Here is a 16556-nt window from a genome sequence, read left to right as displayed (position 1 = left end):
TAGGTCGCGCCGTCATAGGTCGCGCCGTCATAGGTCGCGCCGTCATAGGTCGCGCCGTCATAGGTCGCGCCGTCATAGGTCGCGCCGCCATAGGTCGCGCCGTCATAGGTCGCGCAGGCCTAGGGAGGACGGTCGGAGGCGCGGTTTACTGATTGCGGCGCAGGACTTCGGCGAAGCGTTCGGCGACGTTCTCCAACACGCCTGGAGGGAGGAAGATGAGATCGCCTGGATAGCCCTGCTTCAGGCCCTTCGCCAGGTCGCGGACGCGGAGGTCGTGGCCGGGGTTGCGGGTCCGGTTGCGGCGGTCGAAGCTGCGCCACCGCCGGATCGCGAGGTCGGCCAGCTCGGGGGCGTAGCCGGCCTCCTGCCCGGCCTCCACGATCGACTCCAGCTCGTGCGAGAGCCGCAGGTCGTCCCGGTCTGTCATGACGCGCCACCGATCGCCACCATGCCCTACAGCATGCGGACCGCACACCGCCACCGCGACGCCATTATGGCCCCGCCACCCTCCGAGCCGGCGAACACACCCCAAAGAGCGACGTAATCGCCGTCATTGAGCCCCGTCGTCCGGCAAGGGTGGAGGTTCCGGCGGCACCCTCGGGGCAGAGGGCTGAGCCGGCGGCGGAGACGGCGGCGCCCCCGAAGCCGGCGGCGGAGACGGCGGCGCGCCTGAGGCGGAGAGCTGAGCCGGCGGCGCACCCGGTGGTGAAAGGTCAGCCGGCGCGGCCGGAGCGGGCGGCGGAGACGGTGGCGCGCCCGGAGCGGACGGCAGACCCGACAGCCCGCCCGGAGCGGACGGCAGACCCGACGCGGGGTCTGGGGCGGACGGCGTAGATGGCGGCGCGCCCGGGGCCGGCGGCGCGCCCGGGGCCGGCGGCGCGCTCGGGGCGGGCGGCGGGGATGGCGGTGTGCTCGAGGTGGAGGTTTGGGGGTCGTTCCAGGCGGCGCGGAGGTCTTTCTTGGTGGTTTGCCACCAATCGCGGAACTCGGTGGCCAGGTCGGTGAGGGCGTGGCGGGCGCCGGGGTCGTCCAGGCCTGCGCCCAGGAGTTCGGCGAGGCTCAGGAGCCATAGGAGGGGGGTCAGGGCCAGGGCGAGCAGGGGAAGCGGCCACCAGTTCGTGGCTGCGTACAGGTAGAGGAGGGCTATGGCTGTTGCGGTCAGGGCCAGGGCTGTGAGGTCGGCGCGGCGCATCAGGGTGGGGAGCAAGCGCAGGCAGCGCCAGGGGAGGCGGCCGGCGGGGAGGAGGATGCGGGCGGCGAAGCCGGCCATGACGGTGGCCAGGACGGCTGACATGATGCGGCCGAACGGGGCGGCCGGGGGCCACCACCAGTGGGCGATCAGCTGCAGCAGGCAGATCAGGGCGGCGCTGGCGGCCAAGCCCCGGCGGAGGCCGTTCAGGACGCCGCGGATGGGCCAGGTCATCGAGACGATGTCCGCTCGGGCGGGGTTGTCGCGGGCGACGTCTCTCAGGGCGCGCATCGAGCGGCGGACGCGGAGGCGTTCGGCGTCGAGCATGGCGATCAGCCAGCGGCCGTACGGGTTGCCGGGGCTGACGGCCAGGGCGGCGCGGGCCGCGGACAGGGCGGCCTCGCGGTTGCCAGCGTCGCGTTCCACGTCGGCCACGGTGAGCAGGCCCTCGACCGAGTTCGGGTCCAGGGATTGGCCGTGGGCGGCGGCGGCGCGGGCCCGCGGGTAGTCCTTGGCCGCGGCCAGGGCCCGGGCCAGCACGAAGTGGCCGGTGGGCTCGGTGGGGGCCAGGCGGACGGCCTCGGCGGCGGCCGGTACGGCGTCGCGGGCGCGGATCAGGACGATGAGGTTCTCGGCGCGTTCGGCGTGGGCGTCGGCGAACAAGGGCGCCGCCGCCACGGCGGCGTCGGCCGTGGCCAGGGCGCCGGCGTAGTCGCGGCGCAGCCGCTGCACCGAGGCCAGCAGGGTCAGCAGCCGCGCATCGCCCGGCTCGGCGGCCAGGCCGTCGCGGGCCGCCCTCTCCGCTTCGTCGTAGCGGCCGACCTGGGCGAGCCGGTGCGCCCGCCAGTACGCACTCAACGGATCTTGCGCTTTTTCAGGTAGGCGGCCAGGTCGTCGTACTCGCCGGACTCGTTGGCGAACATGGCCACGTTGCGGGCCGTGGCGAACCAGCCGTCGGTCGACGGGCGGACCTCGCGGACCGCGGCCAGCATGTCGTCCTGGTTGATCATGCGGATCTCGCCGGTGCTGATCGAGTCGCGCATGGCGAACTCGGCCGCCGTCTCGCAGACGTGGGCCAGGTCGGCGCCCGAGAAGTGGTCGGTGGCGTCGGCCACGCGGCCCAGGTCGATGTTGGCCACCGGGCGGTCCCGCAGGTGGTACTGCAGGATCGCCGAGCGGGCGGCCTTGTCGGGCGGCAGCACCAGGACCGTACGGTCGAGGCGGCCCGGACGGCGCAGGGCCGAGTCGATGTCCCAGGGGGCGTTGGTCGCGGCGAGCACGAAGACGCCGTCGTTGTTGCCGTCGACGCCGTCCAGCTCGGTGAGCAGCTGGTTGACGACCGTGCGCATGGACGACGAGTTGAGCTGGCTGCGCTTGTGACCCAGGGCGTCGATCTCGTCGAGGAACAGCACGCAGGGGGCGTGGCCGCGGGCCGAGTCGAACAGATCGTGCAGGTTGCGTTCGGAACTCCCGACCCACATGTTGAGCACGTCGGTGATCGACAGGGAGATGAACGAGGCGCCCATCTCGCCGGCCACCGCTCGGGCCAGGAACGTCTTGCCGCAGCCGGGCGGGCCGTAGAGCAGCAGGCCACCGCGCAGGCTCTTGCCGAACAGGCTGCGCAGCTTCGGGTTCCGCAACGGGCCCAGGAAGGAGATCTCGAGACGCTTCTTGACCTGTTCCATGCCACCGACGTCGGCCAGGGTGATCGTCGAGGTCTCGATGTCGAAGCTGCGGTCCTCGTGGCCGCGGACCGGCTCCACCGAGTCGCCCGACCGGGCGAAACGCGGCGGGACGATGTCGCCGAACTCCTGCTCCATCGCGGCCCAGTCCACACCGTCAGCCGGCTTCCCGGACGGGACGGCGGGAGGGGAGGGCGCGGCGGGGGTGGGCGGCACGGCGGGAGTGGCGGGCGCGCCGGGAGTGGCGGGCGCGCCGGGATTGGCGGGCGCGCCGGGATTGGCGGGCGCGCCGGGGGCCTCCGGCGGAGAGGGTACGGAAGAAGGCGCGGCCGGATTCAGAGCGGCGCCCATCAACCGCTGGGCCGTGGCGTTGCCCGGCTCACGGGCCAGCACCTGAGCGGCGTGCCCGATCGCCTCTCCCCCACGGCCGGCCGCCACGAGCAACTCGGCCAGGTGCAGCCGCAGCGGGAGGTCGTCCGGGCGGGCCTCCACGGCCGCGGTCAAGCTGTCGATCAGGGGCGAGTCGCTCATGACACCGAATTATGCCCGCGCCCGCCCAGCCCCAGCTGTGGCCCATGACAACCGGGCGCTCACGCAGGCGTACGGCCAAGCAAGCGGAACCCCGCGCACCCAGCGCCACCAAAAGCTGAGGCCGCCGGGGCAGAGCCCCGACGGCCTCGAGAAACCGACGAGCCGATCAGCCCGGTCGCCGGAAGCCCGCGATGGGCATCCGGTCGATCTCCGCCATCCGCACATGATCACCCGTGTGCGGGGCGTGGACCATCATGCCGCCACCGATGTAGAGGCCTACGTGGTGGAGGCTGCCCGGGAAGAAGAACACCAGGTCACCCGGCTGCAACTCGTCCCGGGAGACCGCCTTGCCCTCGTTCCACTGGTCTTTCGTGTAGTGGTCGAGGTGCACGCCGACGCTGCCCCAGGCCTCCTGGGTCAGGCCGGAGCAGTCGTACGTGTTCGGGCCGGCCGACCCGAAGACGTACGGCAGGCCGATCAGGTCGCAGGCCTTCTGCGCGGCCCGGCCACCCTTGTCGTTGGTGTACGTGACCGGACAGGGACCCAGGCGCAGCGGCCCGTCCGAGGCGTCCGCCGAGCCGTAGGCCTGGATCCGCAGTTTCTGGAGCGAGGTGATCTTCGTCTCGATCGCTGCTTTGCGGGTGCCCAGGTCCTTGTCGCGGGCGGCGACGGACTTGGTCACGACATCCAGGTCGGCCTTGGTCGCGGCGAGCTTGTCCCGCAGCGCCGCCACGCCCTTGATCTGCTCCTGCTGATGACGGGCCAGCTGATCCAGATAGGTCAGTTTGTCGGTCAGCCCGGTCGGGTTGCCACTGATGATCATGGCATCCAGAGCGTTGGGGGCACCCTGCTTGTACGCGTCGACGGCCAGGCCCCGTACCTGCGCCATCGCCAGGTCGACCTGCACCTGGAGCGGAGTGAGCTGGGCGGACAGCTGCTTCTGCCGGGTCCGGTTCTTCAGCAGCTGGTTGTGCACGTTGTTGTACTCCTCGATGACCGGCTCGAGGGCGTTCCACTGCTTGTCGATCTGGGCCTCGACCGAGGAGGGCGAGGGTGTCGCATGTGCGGCGGCTGGTCCGGTGACAACGACCCCGACCGCCGCGAGTGCGCAGACGAGCCCGCGCAGAACTGCGGCGCGACCGCGCGCCCCAATCCGTTTCACGTTGGGTGTGATGTCCTTTCTTCCCTCGAGCCGCCGACCGGGTTAGCTGACGGGTTCGGACGGGAAGACGCGCCCGGCCGCGACGGATCGCGGCTTCACCCCAACTGCTCGGGTCCCCGGTTCGCCCACACGACGATTAGGCGGTGGTCCGTCAGATCGGCCGGTTGGACGATGGGGGGCTGCCAGACCGGGGACCACCGTACTCCGGATCATGCGGAGAACTGAAGGCGGCGCGGGCGGGAAACTGCTTGCGTAGAAAGTCACACACAGAGTAGTCAGAGCGGCCAGTGGTCCAGCGCACGGTCGAGCCAGGGCACCACGAGAATCACGGTCGGTAATACCAGCAGCCCAACGGCGGCGAGCCCGGCGGCGATGTTGAGGCCGACGGACACGGTGTGCGGCCGGGTCAGCCGGGCCAGCCGGCGACGCCGCGCCTCACCCGTCGGGTCGGCCCGCGCGTCCTCCGCCAGGGGGACGGCGTCGGTCAGCCGCTCCAGAGCGGCTCGCAGCGGCTCGGCCCCGACTCTCCGTCGCGCCACGTCGTCCGAGATCATTTCCAGGAGCAGGTGTACGGCGTCGAGCGGCACCCGGCTCCGCAGGGGGCGGGGCACCGCCCGGTAGAAGGCGGTGAACGACTCCATCACCACCTCGTGCCGGTGCCGCAGATGGGTCTGCTCGTGGGTCAGGACAGCGTCGACCTGCTCCCGGTCGAGCACCTGAAGGACACCGTTGCTGAGCACGACGCGGGGCTCGCGGCCGGGCACGCAGTACGCCAGCGGGAGGGCGCCGTCGAGCACGCGCAGGTTGTCCGGGCCCAGCTCGCGGTGCTGCTCGGCCCGGTCGAGCAGGTCCACGAGCGTACGGTGCCTGGCTCTTCTCGCCCTTGACCTTCGCGTGACCCCGACCAAGGAGATCAGCAGGCGCAGAATGATCAGGGCGGCAACCGCCAGGGCGCCGAGCAGCGCGAGGACGGGTTTTCCGGAGGTCCTGGACAACTCGTACGGGGCGGAAAGCACCACGCCGAGCGCGGACAGCACGGCGCTCAGGGTGATCGACTGCCAGAGCAGGACGGCCGCGACGGGCGCCCGGTCGGGCCAGTGCGCACGCGCCAGCGGGCCCGGAACGACCAGCGACAAGGTCAGGCCGAGCGCGCCGAGCAGGAGTGCGGTCACGTCTTGTTGTTGACTGCTTCGATTGCCGCTTTCAGGGCGTCCGGCGACAGTTGCCCCATGAAGTAGGCCAGAGCGGCGTCCTGGTCGCCGCTGGCGGTGAGAGCGTCGAGCATCAGGCCGGCGGTCATCTCCTCGCGGGACTGGGCGGGGACGTATCTATATGCGCGGTCCTCGTCCTGCTGGATGACGACGCGCTTTTTCGTCAAGCGGTTGAGCACGGTCATCACGGTCGTGTAGGCCAGGTCGCGCTCCCGGAGCCGCTCGTGCACCTGCCGCACGGTGAGCGGCTCGCCCGCATCCCACAACTGCCGCATGACCTCGCGTTCCAAGTCCCCGAGAGCCATGTATGCCATCTTACACAGGCCTACTGCACGGCGTCGTACTACACGACGTAGTATCTACTACGAGACGTCGTAGAGGGGGCATTCCCATGGACGTGCTGGACCTGACCCGGCTGCAGTTCGCGGTGGTGACGATCTATCACTACTTCTTCGTGCCGCTGTCGATCAGCCTGGCCGCGGCCGCCGCCGGCCTGCAGATCGCCTGGCTGCGCACCAAGCGCGCTGAGTATCTGCATCTGACGAAGTTCGTCGGCAAGATCCTGATCGTCACGTTCGCGGTCGGCGTGGTCACCGGCCTCGTGCAGGAGTTCCAGTTCGGCCTGGGGTGGAGCGCGTTCGCCAAGTTCTACGGCGACGTCTTCGGCCCGACGCTGGCCATCGAGGGCATGCTCGCGTTCTTCCTCGAGGCGACGTTCCTCGCCCTCTGGTATTTCGGCTGGGACCGGCTGCCCCGCCTCGTGCACACCGCCACGATCGTCATCGTCGCCATCGGCACCGTGCTCTCCGCGTTCATCATCCTGGCCGCCAACTCCTTCATGCAGCACCCCGTGGCGTACGAGCTCGACCCGGTCACCCAGCGCGCCCGGCTGACATCCTTCACCGAGCTGCTGCTGAACAAGGTCAATCTGGCCGCGTTCCCGCACACGCTGGCCGGCGCGATCATGGTCGGCGGGGCGTTGCTGCTGGCCCTCGGTGTGTGGCGGCTCCGGGCCGACGGCACATTCCGGATCATGGCGCGGCTCGGCGCCTGGATGACCCTGGCCGGCGGGGCGCTGACCGCGCTCACCGGCGACCACCTGGGCAAGGTCATGACCGAGGTGCAGCCGATGAAGATGGCTGCGGCCGAGGCCCTCTACGAGACCACCAAGGGCGCGCCGTTCTCGATCTTCACGATCGGCTCGCCGTTCCCCGACTTCTCCCTCGACATCCCGTGGCTGCTCTCCATCCTGGCCAAGGGCAACCCGACGGCGACCGTCCAGGGCATCAACGACCTCCAGGCCCAGTACGCGGCGCAGTACGGCCCCGGCTCGTACGTGCCCATGATCCCGGTCGCCTTCTGGTCGTTCCGCGTGATGATCGGCGCCGGCATGCTGGCCGCGGCCGTCGCCGCCTATTACCTCTGGCGCACGAGGAAGCACCGGGAGGCGCCGCGCTGGCTGACCCGATGGCTGCCGCTGATCCCGATCCTGCCCGCGGTGGCCAACACCTTCGGCTGGATCTTCACCGAGACCGCCCGGCAGCCGTGGATCGCGTTCGGCATCTCCAAGGTCGCCGACGGCATCTCCCCCGGGCTCACCAGCTCCGAGGTGATCGCCTCGCTGGCCGGCTTCACGGTGATCTACGGGATCCTCGCCGTCGTCTGGTTCCGCCTGATCCGCCACCTGGCCCGACAACCCCTCGCGCCCCCGGCCGGGGCCGAGGCCGAGGCCGCCGCCGAACCCGCTCCCGTCTACTGAGGGGACCATCCATGATCACCTTCTGGTTCGCCGTCGTCGTGCTCGCCTGGGTGCTCTTCTTCGTGCTCGAGGGCTTCGACTTCGGGGTCGGACTGCTCGGCCCGCTGCTGGGCCGCGACGATCACGAGCGCGGGGCCGCCGTCCGCACCATCGGCCCGTTCTGGGACGGCAACGAGGTCTGGCTGGTCGCCGCGATCGGCGTCACCTTCGCCGCGTTCCCCAGCTGGTACTCGGCCATGCTGTCCGGCCTCTACCTGCCGATGGTCGTCCTGCTGCTCCTGCTCGCGGTGCGCGGTGTCGCCCTCGAGTTCCGCGGCAAGGGCGACGGGCCTTCCTACCGCCGCCGGGCCGACATCGCGCTGGCGGTCAGCTCGCTCGGCATCGTGCTGGTGTGGGGCGCGCTGCTGGCGACGTTCGCCCGCGGCCTGGCCCTCGGCGCCGACGGCTCGGTCACCGGCGGCGGCTTCTCCCGCACGCTGGCGCCATTCTGGTCTTGGCCGGCCGCTTGGGGCGCTCTCGCGGCCCTGTTCGCCGCTTTGCTGCTCGGCGCCACCTTCCTCGGCCTGCGCACCAGCGGGCCGCTGCGCCATCGGGCTCGCACGCTGGCTCGCTGGCTGGGCACCGGCGGGGCGCTCGCGCTGGTCCTCATCGGGTTCGGTACGGGGTCACGACTGGCCCTCGCCGCCGCGGCCCTCAGCCTGCTCGCCGGCATGCTGGCCCGCTCCGGCCGCGAGGCGCTGGCCTTCGCCACCACAGCCCTGTCAGTGGCCGGCACCGTCGTCGCCGTCTTCACCGCCCACGGCGACGTAGTCCTGCGCAGCACCCTCGACCCGCAGTGGTCGCTCACCCGGGACGCCGCCGCGGCCACCCCCCAGGCCCTGGAGCTGCTCACCTGGGCCGGCGTCTTCATCCTGCCCGGCGTCCTGGCCTACCAGGCCTTCTCCTACTTCGTCTTCCGCCGCCGCGTGGCCAGCGAACGAGTCCCATCATGACCCGCCCACCCTTCGCCACTTCCCCGTCCGCCCCTCCTTCTCCTGCCGCTGCTTCCTCCGCGCTCCCCTCTCCCTCCGCTGTCGTATCTCCCGGCGCCGCTCCCTCCGCTGTCATATCTCCCGCCGCCGCTCCCTCCGCTGTCGTATCTCCCGCCGCCGCTCCCTCCGCTGTCGTTTCTCCCGCCGCGCCGAAGCGGTCCGTGTCAGCCCGCGGGCCGCTGGATCCCCGGCTGGTGCGGCACGCCCGCACCAGCCGGGCCGGCATTGCGCTGCTCGCGCTCCTCGGCGCCGGGCAGGCCGCGGCGACCCTGGCCGTGGCCGTCGCGCTCAGCCTGCTCGTGGCGGGCGGCCACCGCTGGGCGACCGGCCTGCTCGCCGGCGCCTTCGTGGCCCGGGCCGCCTTCGCCTGGGGCGAGCAGGTCGTCGCCCAGCGCACCGCGGCCCGGGTCACCGACGAGCTGCGCCGCTCCATGCTCGCCGCGGTTCTAGGCCGCGGCCCGGCCTGGGTCGCCTCGTTCGGCGCGGGCCGGCTCACGGCCGTGCTGAGCAACGGGCTAGAGGCGCTGCGGCCGTGGTTCGGCGGCTACCTGCCTTCGCTCGTCCTCGGCGTCGCCCTCCCGCCGCTGGTCATCGTCACCATGGCCCTGGTCGACCCCGCGTCGGCCGTCGTCGCCCTGGTCACGCTCCCGCTGATCCCGGTGCTGGGCGCCCTGATCGGCTGGGCCACCCAGGCCCGGGCCCGCCACCGCTGGCAGGCCGACGCCCGCCTCGCCGGCCACTTCCTCGACGTGGTCCGCGGCCTGCCCACCCTCCGCGTCTTCGGCCGCGCCGAACGCCAGACGGCCGTGGTGGCCGACCTGACCGACAAGCACCGATCGGCCACCATGCGGGTGCTGCGCGTCGCCTTCCTGTCGTCGACCGCCCTCGACCTCGTCGGCACCCTGTCGGTCGGCCTCATCGCCGTCGAGGCCGGCCTCCGCGTGGCCGCCGGCCACCTGTCCCTGGGCCCGGCCCTGCTCGTGATCCTGCTCGCCCCCGAGGCGTACCGCCCGCTCCGCGAGATGGCCGCCAAGTATCACAGCGCCACCGACGCCACCGCCGTCATCGACGACGTGGACGAGATCCTCCGTCCCGGGCCCGCCAATGCGTCCCAGCCCGAGCCGGCTCCTGGTGACACAACCGTCGGCTCGGCCCGCGTCGGCGCCTTCGGGTTGCGCGTGCGATACCCCGGTTCCGCGCGCGACGCCCTCGTTCTGGACGAACTGACGGTGCGGGCGGGGGAACTCGTGGCTCTCCGCGGCCCATCGGGCGCAGGTAAGACGACCGCCCTGCGAGTGCTCGCCGGCCTGCAGACACCCGACGCGGGCGTCGCCGTCGCCGACAACGCCCTCTACCTGCCACAGCGGGTCACGCTGCCGCACGCCCGCACCGTGGCCGACCTGTTCCCGGCCGGAACCACCCCGGCCCAGATCCGCGCCGCCCTCCACCCGGTCGGACTGGACCTGCCCGCCGACACACCGCTGGGCGAGCGCGGCGCCGGCGTGTCCGCCGGCCAGCGACACCGCCTGGCGCTGGCCGCCCTGCTGCACCGAGCCGGCACAGAACCAGTGACGCTGCTCCTGGACGAACCAACCGCCCACCTGGACACCGCCACGGAACAACGCGTCATCGGCCAACTGCGAACCGCGGCCCACCGGGGCAGCGCGGTCCTCGTGGTCGCCCACCGCCCCGCCCTGCTCCACGCCGCCGACCGCATCACCGACATCACGCCGCCGCCCGAGGTCTCCTCCGCCGACACCGCAGCCGCACCCGTTGACGAGCCTCGGGCCAACGTCGGCAGCACGGCTGGCGAGGCTAGCACCCAGATCGGCAGCGCGGCCGGCCACGCCGGCACCCGGGCCGGCGGTCCGGTCGGCGGTGGGCGCCGGGCGGGCATCGAGGGCTGGTCGGTGTGGCGCCGGCCCTGGGCGGCGGTGGCGCTGGGGAGCGGATCCTCGCTGGCGGGGATTGTTCTTACCGGCGCGGCGGCCTGGCTGTTGGTGCGGGCGTCCTCGTTGCCGCCGGTGCTTTCGCTTTCGACGGCCGTGGTGCTGGTTCGTGGGAGTGCGGTGGCTCGGCCGTTGCTTCGCTACTTGGAACGGCTTGTTTCGCATGACGTCGCGTTCGCGCGGCTCGGGGCGCGGCGGTCGCGGGTCTACGCCGCGCTGATCCCGCGGGTGCCGGGGGCTCGGCTGCGCCGGCGTGGGGATCTGCTCACCAAGGTGGTCGACGACGTGGACGCCCGGGTCGACGGGCTGTTGCGTGGTCGCCTGCCGTTCTGGTCGGCGCTGGCGACGATCGTTGTCGCCTCGGTAGTGGCGGTGGTCCTCTCCCCGGCCGTCGCGGCGCCGCTGGTGGTCGGGCTGTTGATCGCCGGGGTGGTCGCGCCGTGGATCGCGGCCCGCCAGTCGGCCCGCAGCGAGGCCGCGACCGGGGAGGCACGCGCGCAGTTGCGCGACGCTGTGGTGGAGACCGTGGACGGCATCGAGGAGCTGACCGGTTCGCAGGCCGTGCCGGAGCAGCGCAGCCGCGACCTCGCCCGCCTTGAGGAACAGGCCGCCCGGGCCGCCGGCTGGGCGGCCGCCCTCGGACACCTCGGCTGGGGTGTCGCCGTGGTGGGCACCGCGTTCGCCCTCGGTGGCCTCAGCCACGAGTGGGCCGCGGTCCTGCTGCTGGGCGTTGTCGTCCTGGGCGAACAACTCATGACCCTCCCCGACGCCGCCGTGGCCCGCCAACGCGCCGCCGGCGCCGAACAGCGCCTCGCCACCCTGCTCGCCGAGCCGCCCGCCGCCACCTTCCCCGCCGCCACCTTCCCCGCCGCCACCTTCGGGGCCGCCACCCGCGAGGCCGCCACCCGCGACGCCGCCACCCGCGACGCCGCCACCCGCGAGGCCGCCACCTCCACGGCCGCCACCTTCACTCAGGGAGCGCTGGGGGTGCGGCTTGAAGGGATCTCGGCTGGATGGGATCCGGGGCGAGGGCCCGTACTGGACGGTCTTGATCTTGATCTGAGGGCTGGGGACCGGGTGGCGGTGCTCGGGCGGTCGGGGTCGGGGAAGTCGACGCTGGCGGCGGTTGTGGGGAGGCTGCTCGATCCGCGGGCGGGGGTGATGCGGCTGGCGGACGGAAGTGACCTGCGGGAGCTGCCGGAGCGAGTTGTTCGGGGGCGGGTCGTGGTGGTCGGGGATGAGACCGATCATGTGTTTGCTTCGACGGTTCGGGAGAATCTGCGGCTGGCCAAGCCTGACGCCACGGACGGTGAGCTGCGGGCGGTGCTGGAGCGGGTGCGGCTCGGGGCGTGGCTCGACGGGCTGGACGAGGGGCTCGGGACGTGGCTGGGCAGCGGGGGCAGCACGATGTCGGGTGGGCAGGTGCGGCGGTTCGCGGTGGCGCGGGCGCTGCTGGCCGAGCCGGGGCTGCTGATTCTCGACGAGCCGACCGAAGGGCTTGATGTGGACGTGGCCGAGGCGCTGATGGCTGATCTGCTGGAAGCCGGCCGCGGGCGCACTGTGCTGTTGCTGACCCACCGCGCCGAAGGGCTCGACCGGGTCGACCGGGTGCTGACGCTCGAAGACGGGCGGCTCCGGAGCGGGGCTGGCGATGATCAGTCCGCGGGGGGCGCCGACGGTTGCAGCGCGGGTGGGTTGCTCATCGAGGAGAGCAGGCTCAGTGCGGTGGCGGCGGGGGTGCCGGGCTCGGCCGGGTAGGTGATGAGGCGCTGGCCGGTGTTGTCGGCGGACTGGAGGACTTCGAAGTCGAGGTCCAGGTCGCCCAGGAGGGGGTGGTGCAGAAGCTTGCGGCCGGTCACGCACTCGGCAATCGGGTGGTGGGACCAGATGTCGGCGAAGTCGGGGCTGTGGATGCAGAGGTAGCCGATCAACTCGGCCAGGGCGCGGTCGGTGGGGTGGCGGCCGGCGACCAGGCGGAGGGAGGCCACGGCGCGGCAGGCCTCGATGTGCCAGTCGCGGTAGAGGTTGCGGGTGCGCGGGTCCAGGAAGAGCAGCCGGGTGAGGTTGATGTCGGGGGTGGGCTCGTGGAAAGCCAGCAGGGCGTGGCCGAGCGGGTTCCAGGCCAGCACGGAGGTACGGCGGTCGACCAGCACGGCGGGCACGTCGGGCATTCCGGCCAGCAACCGCAGCATGGTGGGGCGAGCGACGCCGACCGGCGACAAGGCGGCCCGGGCCGAGCTCGCCGGCGACAAATGCGCGGCGTCGGGCGACGACAAATGGGCGGCGGGCGGCGACAAATAGGCGGCAGCTGGCGGCGACAAATGGGCGGCGGGCGGCGACAAGTGCGCGGCGTCGGGCGACGACAAATGGGCAACGGCGGGCGGCGATGAAGGCGCGAAAGGCGGCCGGGCGAGATTGAACAAATGGGTGCGCTCATCGGGAGTGAGGCGCAGCGCGCGGGCCAGGGCGTCGATCACCGAGGTGGAGGCGTTGCGGCTCTGGCCCTGCTCCAGGCGCATGTAGTAGGTGGGGCTGACGCCGGCCAGCTGGGCGAGCTCCTCGCGCCGGAGGCCGGGCACGCGCCGGGGGCCGTACGAGACGAGGCCGGCGGCCGCGGGGGTCAGGCGGGCGCGGCGGGTTCGCAGGAAGGCCCCGAGTTCGTTCACCCGACCATCCTCGCCCGGCCGAGCCTGGTGTGCCTATCCCTGCGGGTGCTAGGCGGAGCCGGGGACTGTCACCGGGCTGCCGCGGCCGCGAGCGTCAACGGCATGACGAACACGAAGCGTGCGGCGATGGCCGTGCTGCTGACGGCGGGTTTCACGCTGGCCGTCGACTTCTCGATCCTCAACGTGGCGTTGCCGGCGATCGGGCGGGACGTCGGGCTGCCGGTGGGCGGTCTGCAGTGGGTGACCACGGCGTTCGCGCTCTGTGCGGCCGGGTTCACGCTGCTCCTCGGGCGGGTGGCGGATCTTGTCGGGCGGCGGCGGATGTTCCTGGCCGGGATGGCCGTGCTGGGCGTCTCGTCGCTGGCCGGCGGGCTCGCGCCGACGGCGGAAGTGTTGCTGGCGGCGCGGGTCGGGCAGGGGCTGGCGACCGCGGCGGTCACGCCGGCCGCGCTCGCGCTGCTGACGACGCTCTTCCCGGCGGGACCGGCGCGGGAGCGGGCCCTCGGGCTCAACGGCGCGCTGATGGCGGCCGGTTTCACCACCGGCGCGGTGCTGGGCGGTGTGCTCACCGGGTTGTTGAGCTGGCGGTGGGCGTTCTTCCTGAACGTCGCGGTGGCGGCGGTGGTCCTTCTGGTGGCGCCGGTTCTGCTTGACCCGGATGTACGCCCGGAGCAGCGCCGCCGCCTCGATGTGCCGGGCGCCGTGGCGGTGACGGGTGGGCTGCTCGCCCTGGTGCATGGGTGGGTGCTCACGGGCGTACTGCTGCTTGGGACTTTCTGGTTGATCGAACGGAAGGTGGCGGAGCCGCTGGTGCCGGTGCGCGTGTTGCGGTCGCGGGAGGTGGGCTGGGGGAACCTGGCCGGGCTGGTGGCCTTCGCGACCGAGACGTCGCTGGTCTTCGTGCTGACGATCCATCTGCAGGACGTGCTGGGGTATTCGCCGCTGCGGGCCGGTCTGTCGTTCGCCGTGCTCGGTCTCGGCACCGTCCTCGGCGGTGTCGTCGCGCCCCGGGTGATCGGGCGCGCCGGTGCGCGTACAGCCCTGGTCGGTGGCCTGGTGTTGCAGGCCGCCGCCACCTTGCCGCTGGTGTTGCTCGGCCCGGAGCGGCCGTGGCTGCTGGTGCTGACCTTCGCCGGCGGGGTGGCCAACCTGGTGGCGATCGTCGCGTTCATGGTGACGGTGACGAACGCGCTGCCCGCCGCCGATCAGGGGCTGGCCACCGGGCTGGCGACGATGAGCCAGCAGGTCGGCATCACCGTCGGCACGCCCGTGATGTCGGCGGTGATGATGCACGGGTACGGCCCGGCCGTGGCCGTCGACGCGCTGGCCGCGCTGGCCACGGCCGTGCTGGTCAGCTTCGCAGTGCGTCCTGCAGGAACCGCAGTTCGGGCGTGAGCAGGTCGACGTCGGGCGGCATGTGGCTCGCGCCGGGCAAGGGCAGCACGGTGTGCGGTCTACCGGCGGCCAGCAACGCGGCCGAGAAGCGCATGGTGTGGACCGGGTAGACGTTGTCGTCGGCCAGGCCGTGGATCAGCATCAGCGGGCGCTCCAGCTTGGCCGCGTCCCGGAGCACCGAGGCGTTCTCGTACGGCTCGGGGTCGACCCGGGGGTCGCCGAGGTACCGCTCCTGCCAGTGGGTGTCATAGAGGAACTCGTCGGTGACCGGCGCCCCGGCGACCGCGGCGTGGAAGACGTCCGGGCGGCGCAGCACGGCCAGCGCGGCCAGGGTGCCGCCGGCCGACCAGCCGCGAATGCCGACCCGGCCCAGATCCAGTTCCGGGTAGAGCGCGGCCACCGTGTGCAGGGCCTCGACCTGGTCCTCGACCAGCATGTCGGAGTTGTCGCCGCGGGCGTGCTTCTCCCAGCGCGGCCCGCGGCCGGGCGTGCCGCGGCCGTCGGCCACGATCACGGCGAAGCCCTGGTCGGCGAACCACTGCGAGACGTAGTAGCTGCGCCGGTCGGCCACGGTCCGCTGCATGGCGGTGCCGCCGTAGGGGTCCATCAGGACTGGGAGGCGCTCGCCGCGCTGCCAGACCGCGGGGAAGAGCACGGCCGTACGCAACTCGAGTTTCCCGGCGCGCAGCAGGGACACCTTCGGTACGACCGGTGAGGTGGCGGCCCGGCTCGCGACGGTACGGGACCCGAAGCGCGTCTCGTCACCGTCGAGCCGGAAGGACGTGATCACCGTGCTGCCGCCCGCCCGCTGACCGGTGTGCAGCCCGCGGGCGGTGGTGATCTGCCGCAGGCCGTCCGTGGGCGACCAGGTCCACAGATGCTGTTCGGTGGGCTCCTCGGTCGCGGCGAACAGGACCGTGTCGCCGTCGACGGAGAGCAACTCGGCGACCTGCAGCCCGGGCGGCGTGACGGGCTCGCCGGCGACGGTCAGGTGGCGGGTGTCGTCGCGGTCCTCCGTCCAGATCAGCTCGCCGGTGGTCGTGCGCCGGGGGAAGCCCGGCACGATCTGCGTCCAGGCGTCGTCGGTCGTTTCCGCGATGACCTCGGTCGCGCCGGTCTCGGGGTCGACGCTCAGCACCCTGAGAACGGTCTGCGGCCGGTTCTGCGTCACCGCCAATAGCCCGTGCTCATCCCATACGACGTCGACGAGGTATTCGTAGTCGGCTTCGACATCAACTTTAGTGCCCGATTTATCGTAAATATGGAGGGATACCACGGCGTTGGCGGTGCCGGCGCGCGGGTAACGCTGGGCGGTCGGCGGCGCCTGCGGGTTGCTGGGATCGCTCAGGTACCAGACCTCGACCGGCTCGACGTCCACCCGGGCCACCGCGAGCCGATTGCCGTCGGGCGCCCACCAGAAGCCGCGCATCCGCTCCATGGACTCGCCGGCCACGTGCTCGGCCAGCCCGTACGTCACCTCGGGCTTCTCCGGTGTTGCAACGGCCCGATCGCCCGTGCCGTCGGCGCCGATCAGCCGCAGCTCGCCGTCGTGCACGTACGCCACGGTCGTGCCGTCCGGACTGATCGTCACATCCTCGACCGGTGTCCGCGCCGGCAACGCCGTGACCGCCCCGCCCTCCACGTCGACCACGAACAGTTCCTGATCGGCGGTGACGGCGACGGTCCGTACGGCCCGGTCGGCGCTGTAATCCGAGATCCCGGCCGACCGGTCCCGCGCCCGCTCCCGCCGCGCCCGCTCCTGGGCCGACAGAGCCCGCCCCGTGTGGCCCGGGTCGACCAGCAGCCGCTCGTCGCCACCGTCATGGTCGAGGCTCCACAGCCGCAGCACCGGATCTTCCCCGCCGAGACTGCGCAGGAAGAGCACCCGCTCCCCCTCGGGCCCCACCGTGAACCGCCGCGGCCGCCCCAGTCCGAACCCTTGCGTCCGCCCCACCAGCCGCGGAAAAGAGACAAGCATGCC

The 16556-nt window shown here is 72.4% G+C and carries 12 protein-coding genes and 1 riboswitch; of the genes, 4 read left to right on the top strand and 8 right to left on the bottom strand.

All coding sequences use genetic code 11. The features are described 5' to 3' along the window. Window positions 1-145 precede the first annotated feature (145 nt). From AB0J66_RS35615 to AB0J66_RS35590, 6 genes are all read right to left on the bottom strand, one after another. Window positions 146-427 (bottom strand): hypothetical protein, encoded by a 282-nt coding sequence (locus tag AB0J66_RS35615; RefSeq protein ID WP_364670450.1) that lies wholly within the window; start codon window positions 425-427, stop codon window positions 146-148. A gap of 123 nt (window positions 428-550) precedes the next feature. Beyond that, the gene (locus AB0J66_RS35610; RefSeq protein ID WP_364670447.1) at window positions 551-2047 is read right to left on the bottom strand and encodes a tetratricopeptide repeat protein; all 1497 of its coding nucleotides are present in this window, start codon (window positions 2045-2047) and stop codon (window positions 551-553) included. Next, window positions 2044-3402 (bottom strand): AAA family ATPase, encoded by a 1359-nt coding sequence (locus AB0J66_RS35605; protein ID WP_364670445.1) that lies wholly within the window; start codon window positions 3400-3402, stop codon window positions 2044-2046. Before AB0J66_RS35605 ends, AB0J66_RS35610 begins: the two co-directional genes overlap by 4 nt. Before the next feature lie 166 nt (window positions 3403-3568). Further along, window positions 3569-4564, bottom strand: a complete 996-nt coding sequence (locus AB0J66_RS35600; protein WP_364670443.1) for an NlpC/P60 family protein — start codon at window positions 4562-4564, stop codon at window positions 3569-3571. 15 nt (window positions 4565-4579) lie between these two features. Next, a riboswitch (cyclic di-AMP (ydaO/yuaA leader) is annotated at window positions 4580-4717 on the bottom strand. 122 nt (window positions 4718-4839) lie between these two features. Next, window positions 4840-5736 (bottom strand): M56 family metallopeptidase, encoded by an 897-nt coding sequence (locus tag AB0J66_RS35595; protein ID WP_364670440.1) that lies wholly within the window; start codon window positions 5734-5736, stop codon window positions 4840-4842. Then, a complete protein-coding gene (locus AB0J66_RS35590; protein ID WP_364670437.1) occupies window positions 5733-6080 on the bottom strand; it encodes a BlaI/MecI/CopY family transcriptional regulator in 348 nt (115 codons plus the stop codon). Before AB0J66_RS35590 ends, AB0J66_RS35595 begins: the two co-directional genes overlap by 4 nt. A gap of 86 nt (window positions 6081-6166) precedes the next feature. On the opposite strand from AB0J66_RS35590, the gene AB0J66_RS35585 reads away from it, so the two are divergent. The 3 genes from AB0J66_RS35585 to cydC all read left to right on the top strand — a co-directional run bounded on the left by AB0J66_RS35585 (window position 6167) and on the right by cydC (window position 12272). After that, window positions 6167-7534 (top strand): cytochrome ubiquinol oxidase subunit I, encoded by a 1368-nt coding sequence (locus AB0J66_RS35585; protein WP_364670435.1) that lies wholly within the window; start codon window positions 6167-6169, stop codon window positions 7532-7534. A gap of 11 nt (window positions 7535-7545) precedes the next feature. Then, entirely contained in the window at window positions 7546-8526 is a 981-nt protein-coding gene (gene cydB, locus AB0J66_RS35580) for a cytochrome d ubiquinol oxidase subunit II (protein ID WP_364670432.1), read from the top strand. Window positions 8527-8726: 200 nt separating this feature from the next. Next, window positions 8727-12272 carry a thiol reductant ABC exporter subunit CydC gene (cydC, locus tag AB0J66_RS35575; protein WP_364670429.1) on the top strand — a complete coding sequence of 1182 codons (3546 nt, stop codon included), beginning with the start codon at window positions 8727-8729 and terminating at the stop codon, window positions 12270-12272. Here cydC and AB0J66_RS35570 read toward each other — a convergent pair. Next, entirely contained in the window at window positions 12170-13180 is a 1011-nt protein-coding gene (locus AB0J66_RS35570) for a helix-turn-helix domain-containing protein (protein WP_364670427.1), read from the bottom strand. The two genes, cydC and AB0J66_RS35570, sit on opposite strands and share 103 nt — an antisense overlap. A 102-nt stretch (window positions 13181-13282) precedes the next feature. On the opposite strand from AB0J66_RS35570, the gene AB0J66_RS35565 reads away from it, so the two are divergent. After that, window positions 13283-14575: an MFS transporter gene (locus tag AB0J66_RS35565; protein WP_364670425.1), complete on the top strand. Its 1293-nt coding sequence runs from the start codon at window positions 13283-13285 to the stop codon at window positions 14573-14575. Here AB0J66_RS35565 and AB0J66_RS35560 read toward each other — a convergent pair. Continuing rightward, window positions 14532-16553, bottom strand: a complete 2022-nt coding sequence (locus AB0J66_RS35560) for a prolyl oligopeptidase family serine peptidase (protein WP_364670422.1) — start codon at window positions 16551-16553, stop codon at window positions 14532-14534. The genes AB0J66_RS35565 and AB0J66_RS35560 overlap by 44 nt on opposite strands. Between the last annotated feature and the right edge of the window lie 3 nt (window positions 16554-16556).

This window comes from Actinoplanes sp. NPDC049598, from assembly GCF_040675435.1.
GTDB lineage: Bacteria > Actinomycetota > Actinomycetes > Mycobacteriales > Micromonosporaceae > Actinoplanes.
This window is presented reverse-complemented; position numbering and strand designations above follow the sequence as displayed.

Coding starts and splice junctions, on each gene's coding strand:
- AB0J66_RS35560 (WP_364670422.1), bottom strand. CDS start 16,553: ATGCTTGTCTCTTTTCCGCGGCTGGTGGGGCGGACGCAAGGGTTCGGA.
- AB0J66_RS35590 (WP_364670437.1), bottom strand. CDS start 6,080: ATGGCTCTCGGGGACTTGGAACGCGAGGTCATGCGGCAGTTGTGGGAT.
- AB0J66_RS35605 (WP_364670445.1), bottom strand. CDS start 3,402: ATGAGCGACTCGCCCCTGATCGACAGCTTGACCGCGGCCGTGGAGGCC.
- cydB (WP_364670432.1), top strand. CDS start 7,546: ATGATCACCTTCTGGTTCGCCGTCGTCGTGCTCGCCTGGGTGCTCTTC.
- AB0J66_RS35585 (WP_364670435.1), top strand. CDS start 6,167: ATGGACGTGCTGGACCTGACCCGGCTGCAGTTCGCGGTGGTGACGATC.
- AB0J66_RS35615 (WP_364670450.1), bottom strand. CDS start 427: ATGACAGACCGGGACGACCTGCGGCTCTCGCACGAGCTGGAGTCGATC.
- AB0J66_RS35565 (WP_364670425.1), top strand. CDS start 13,283: ATGACGAACACGAAGCGTGCGGCGATGGCCGTGCTGCTGACGGCGGGT.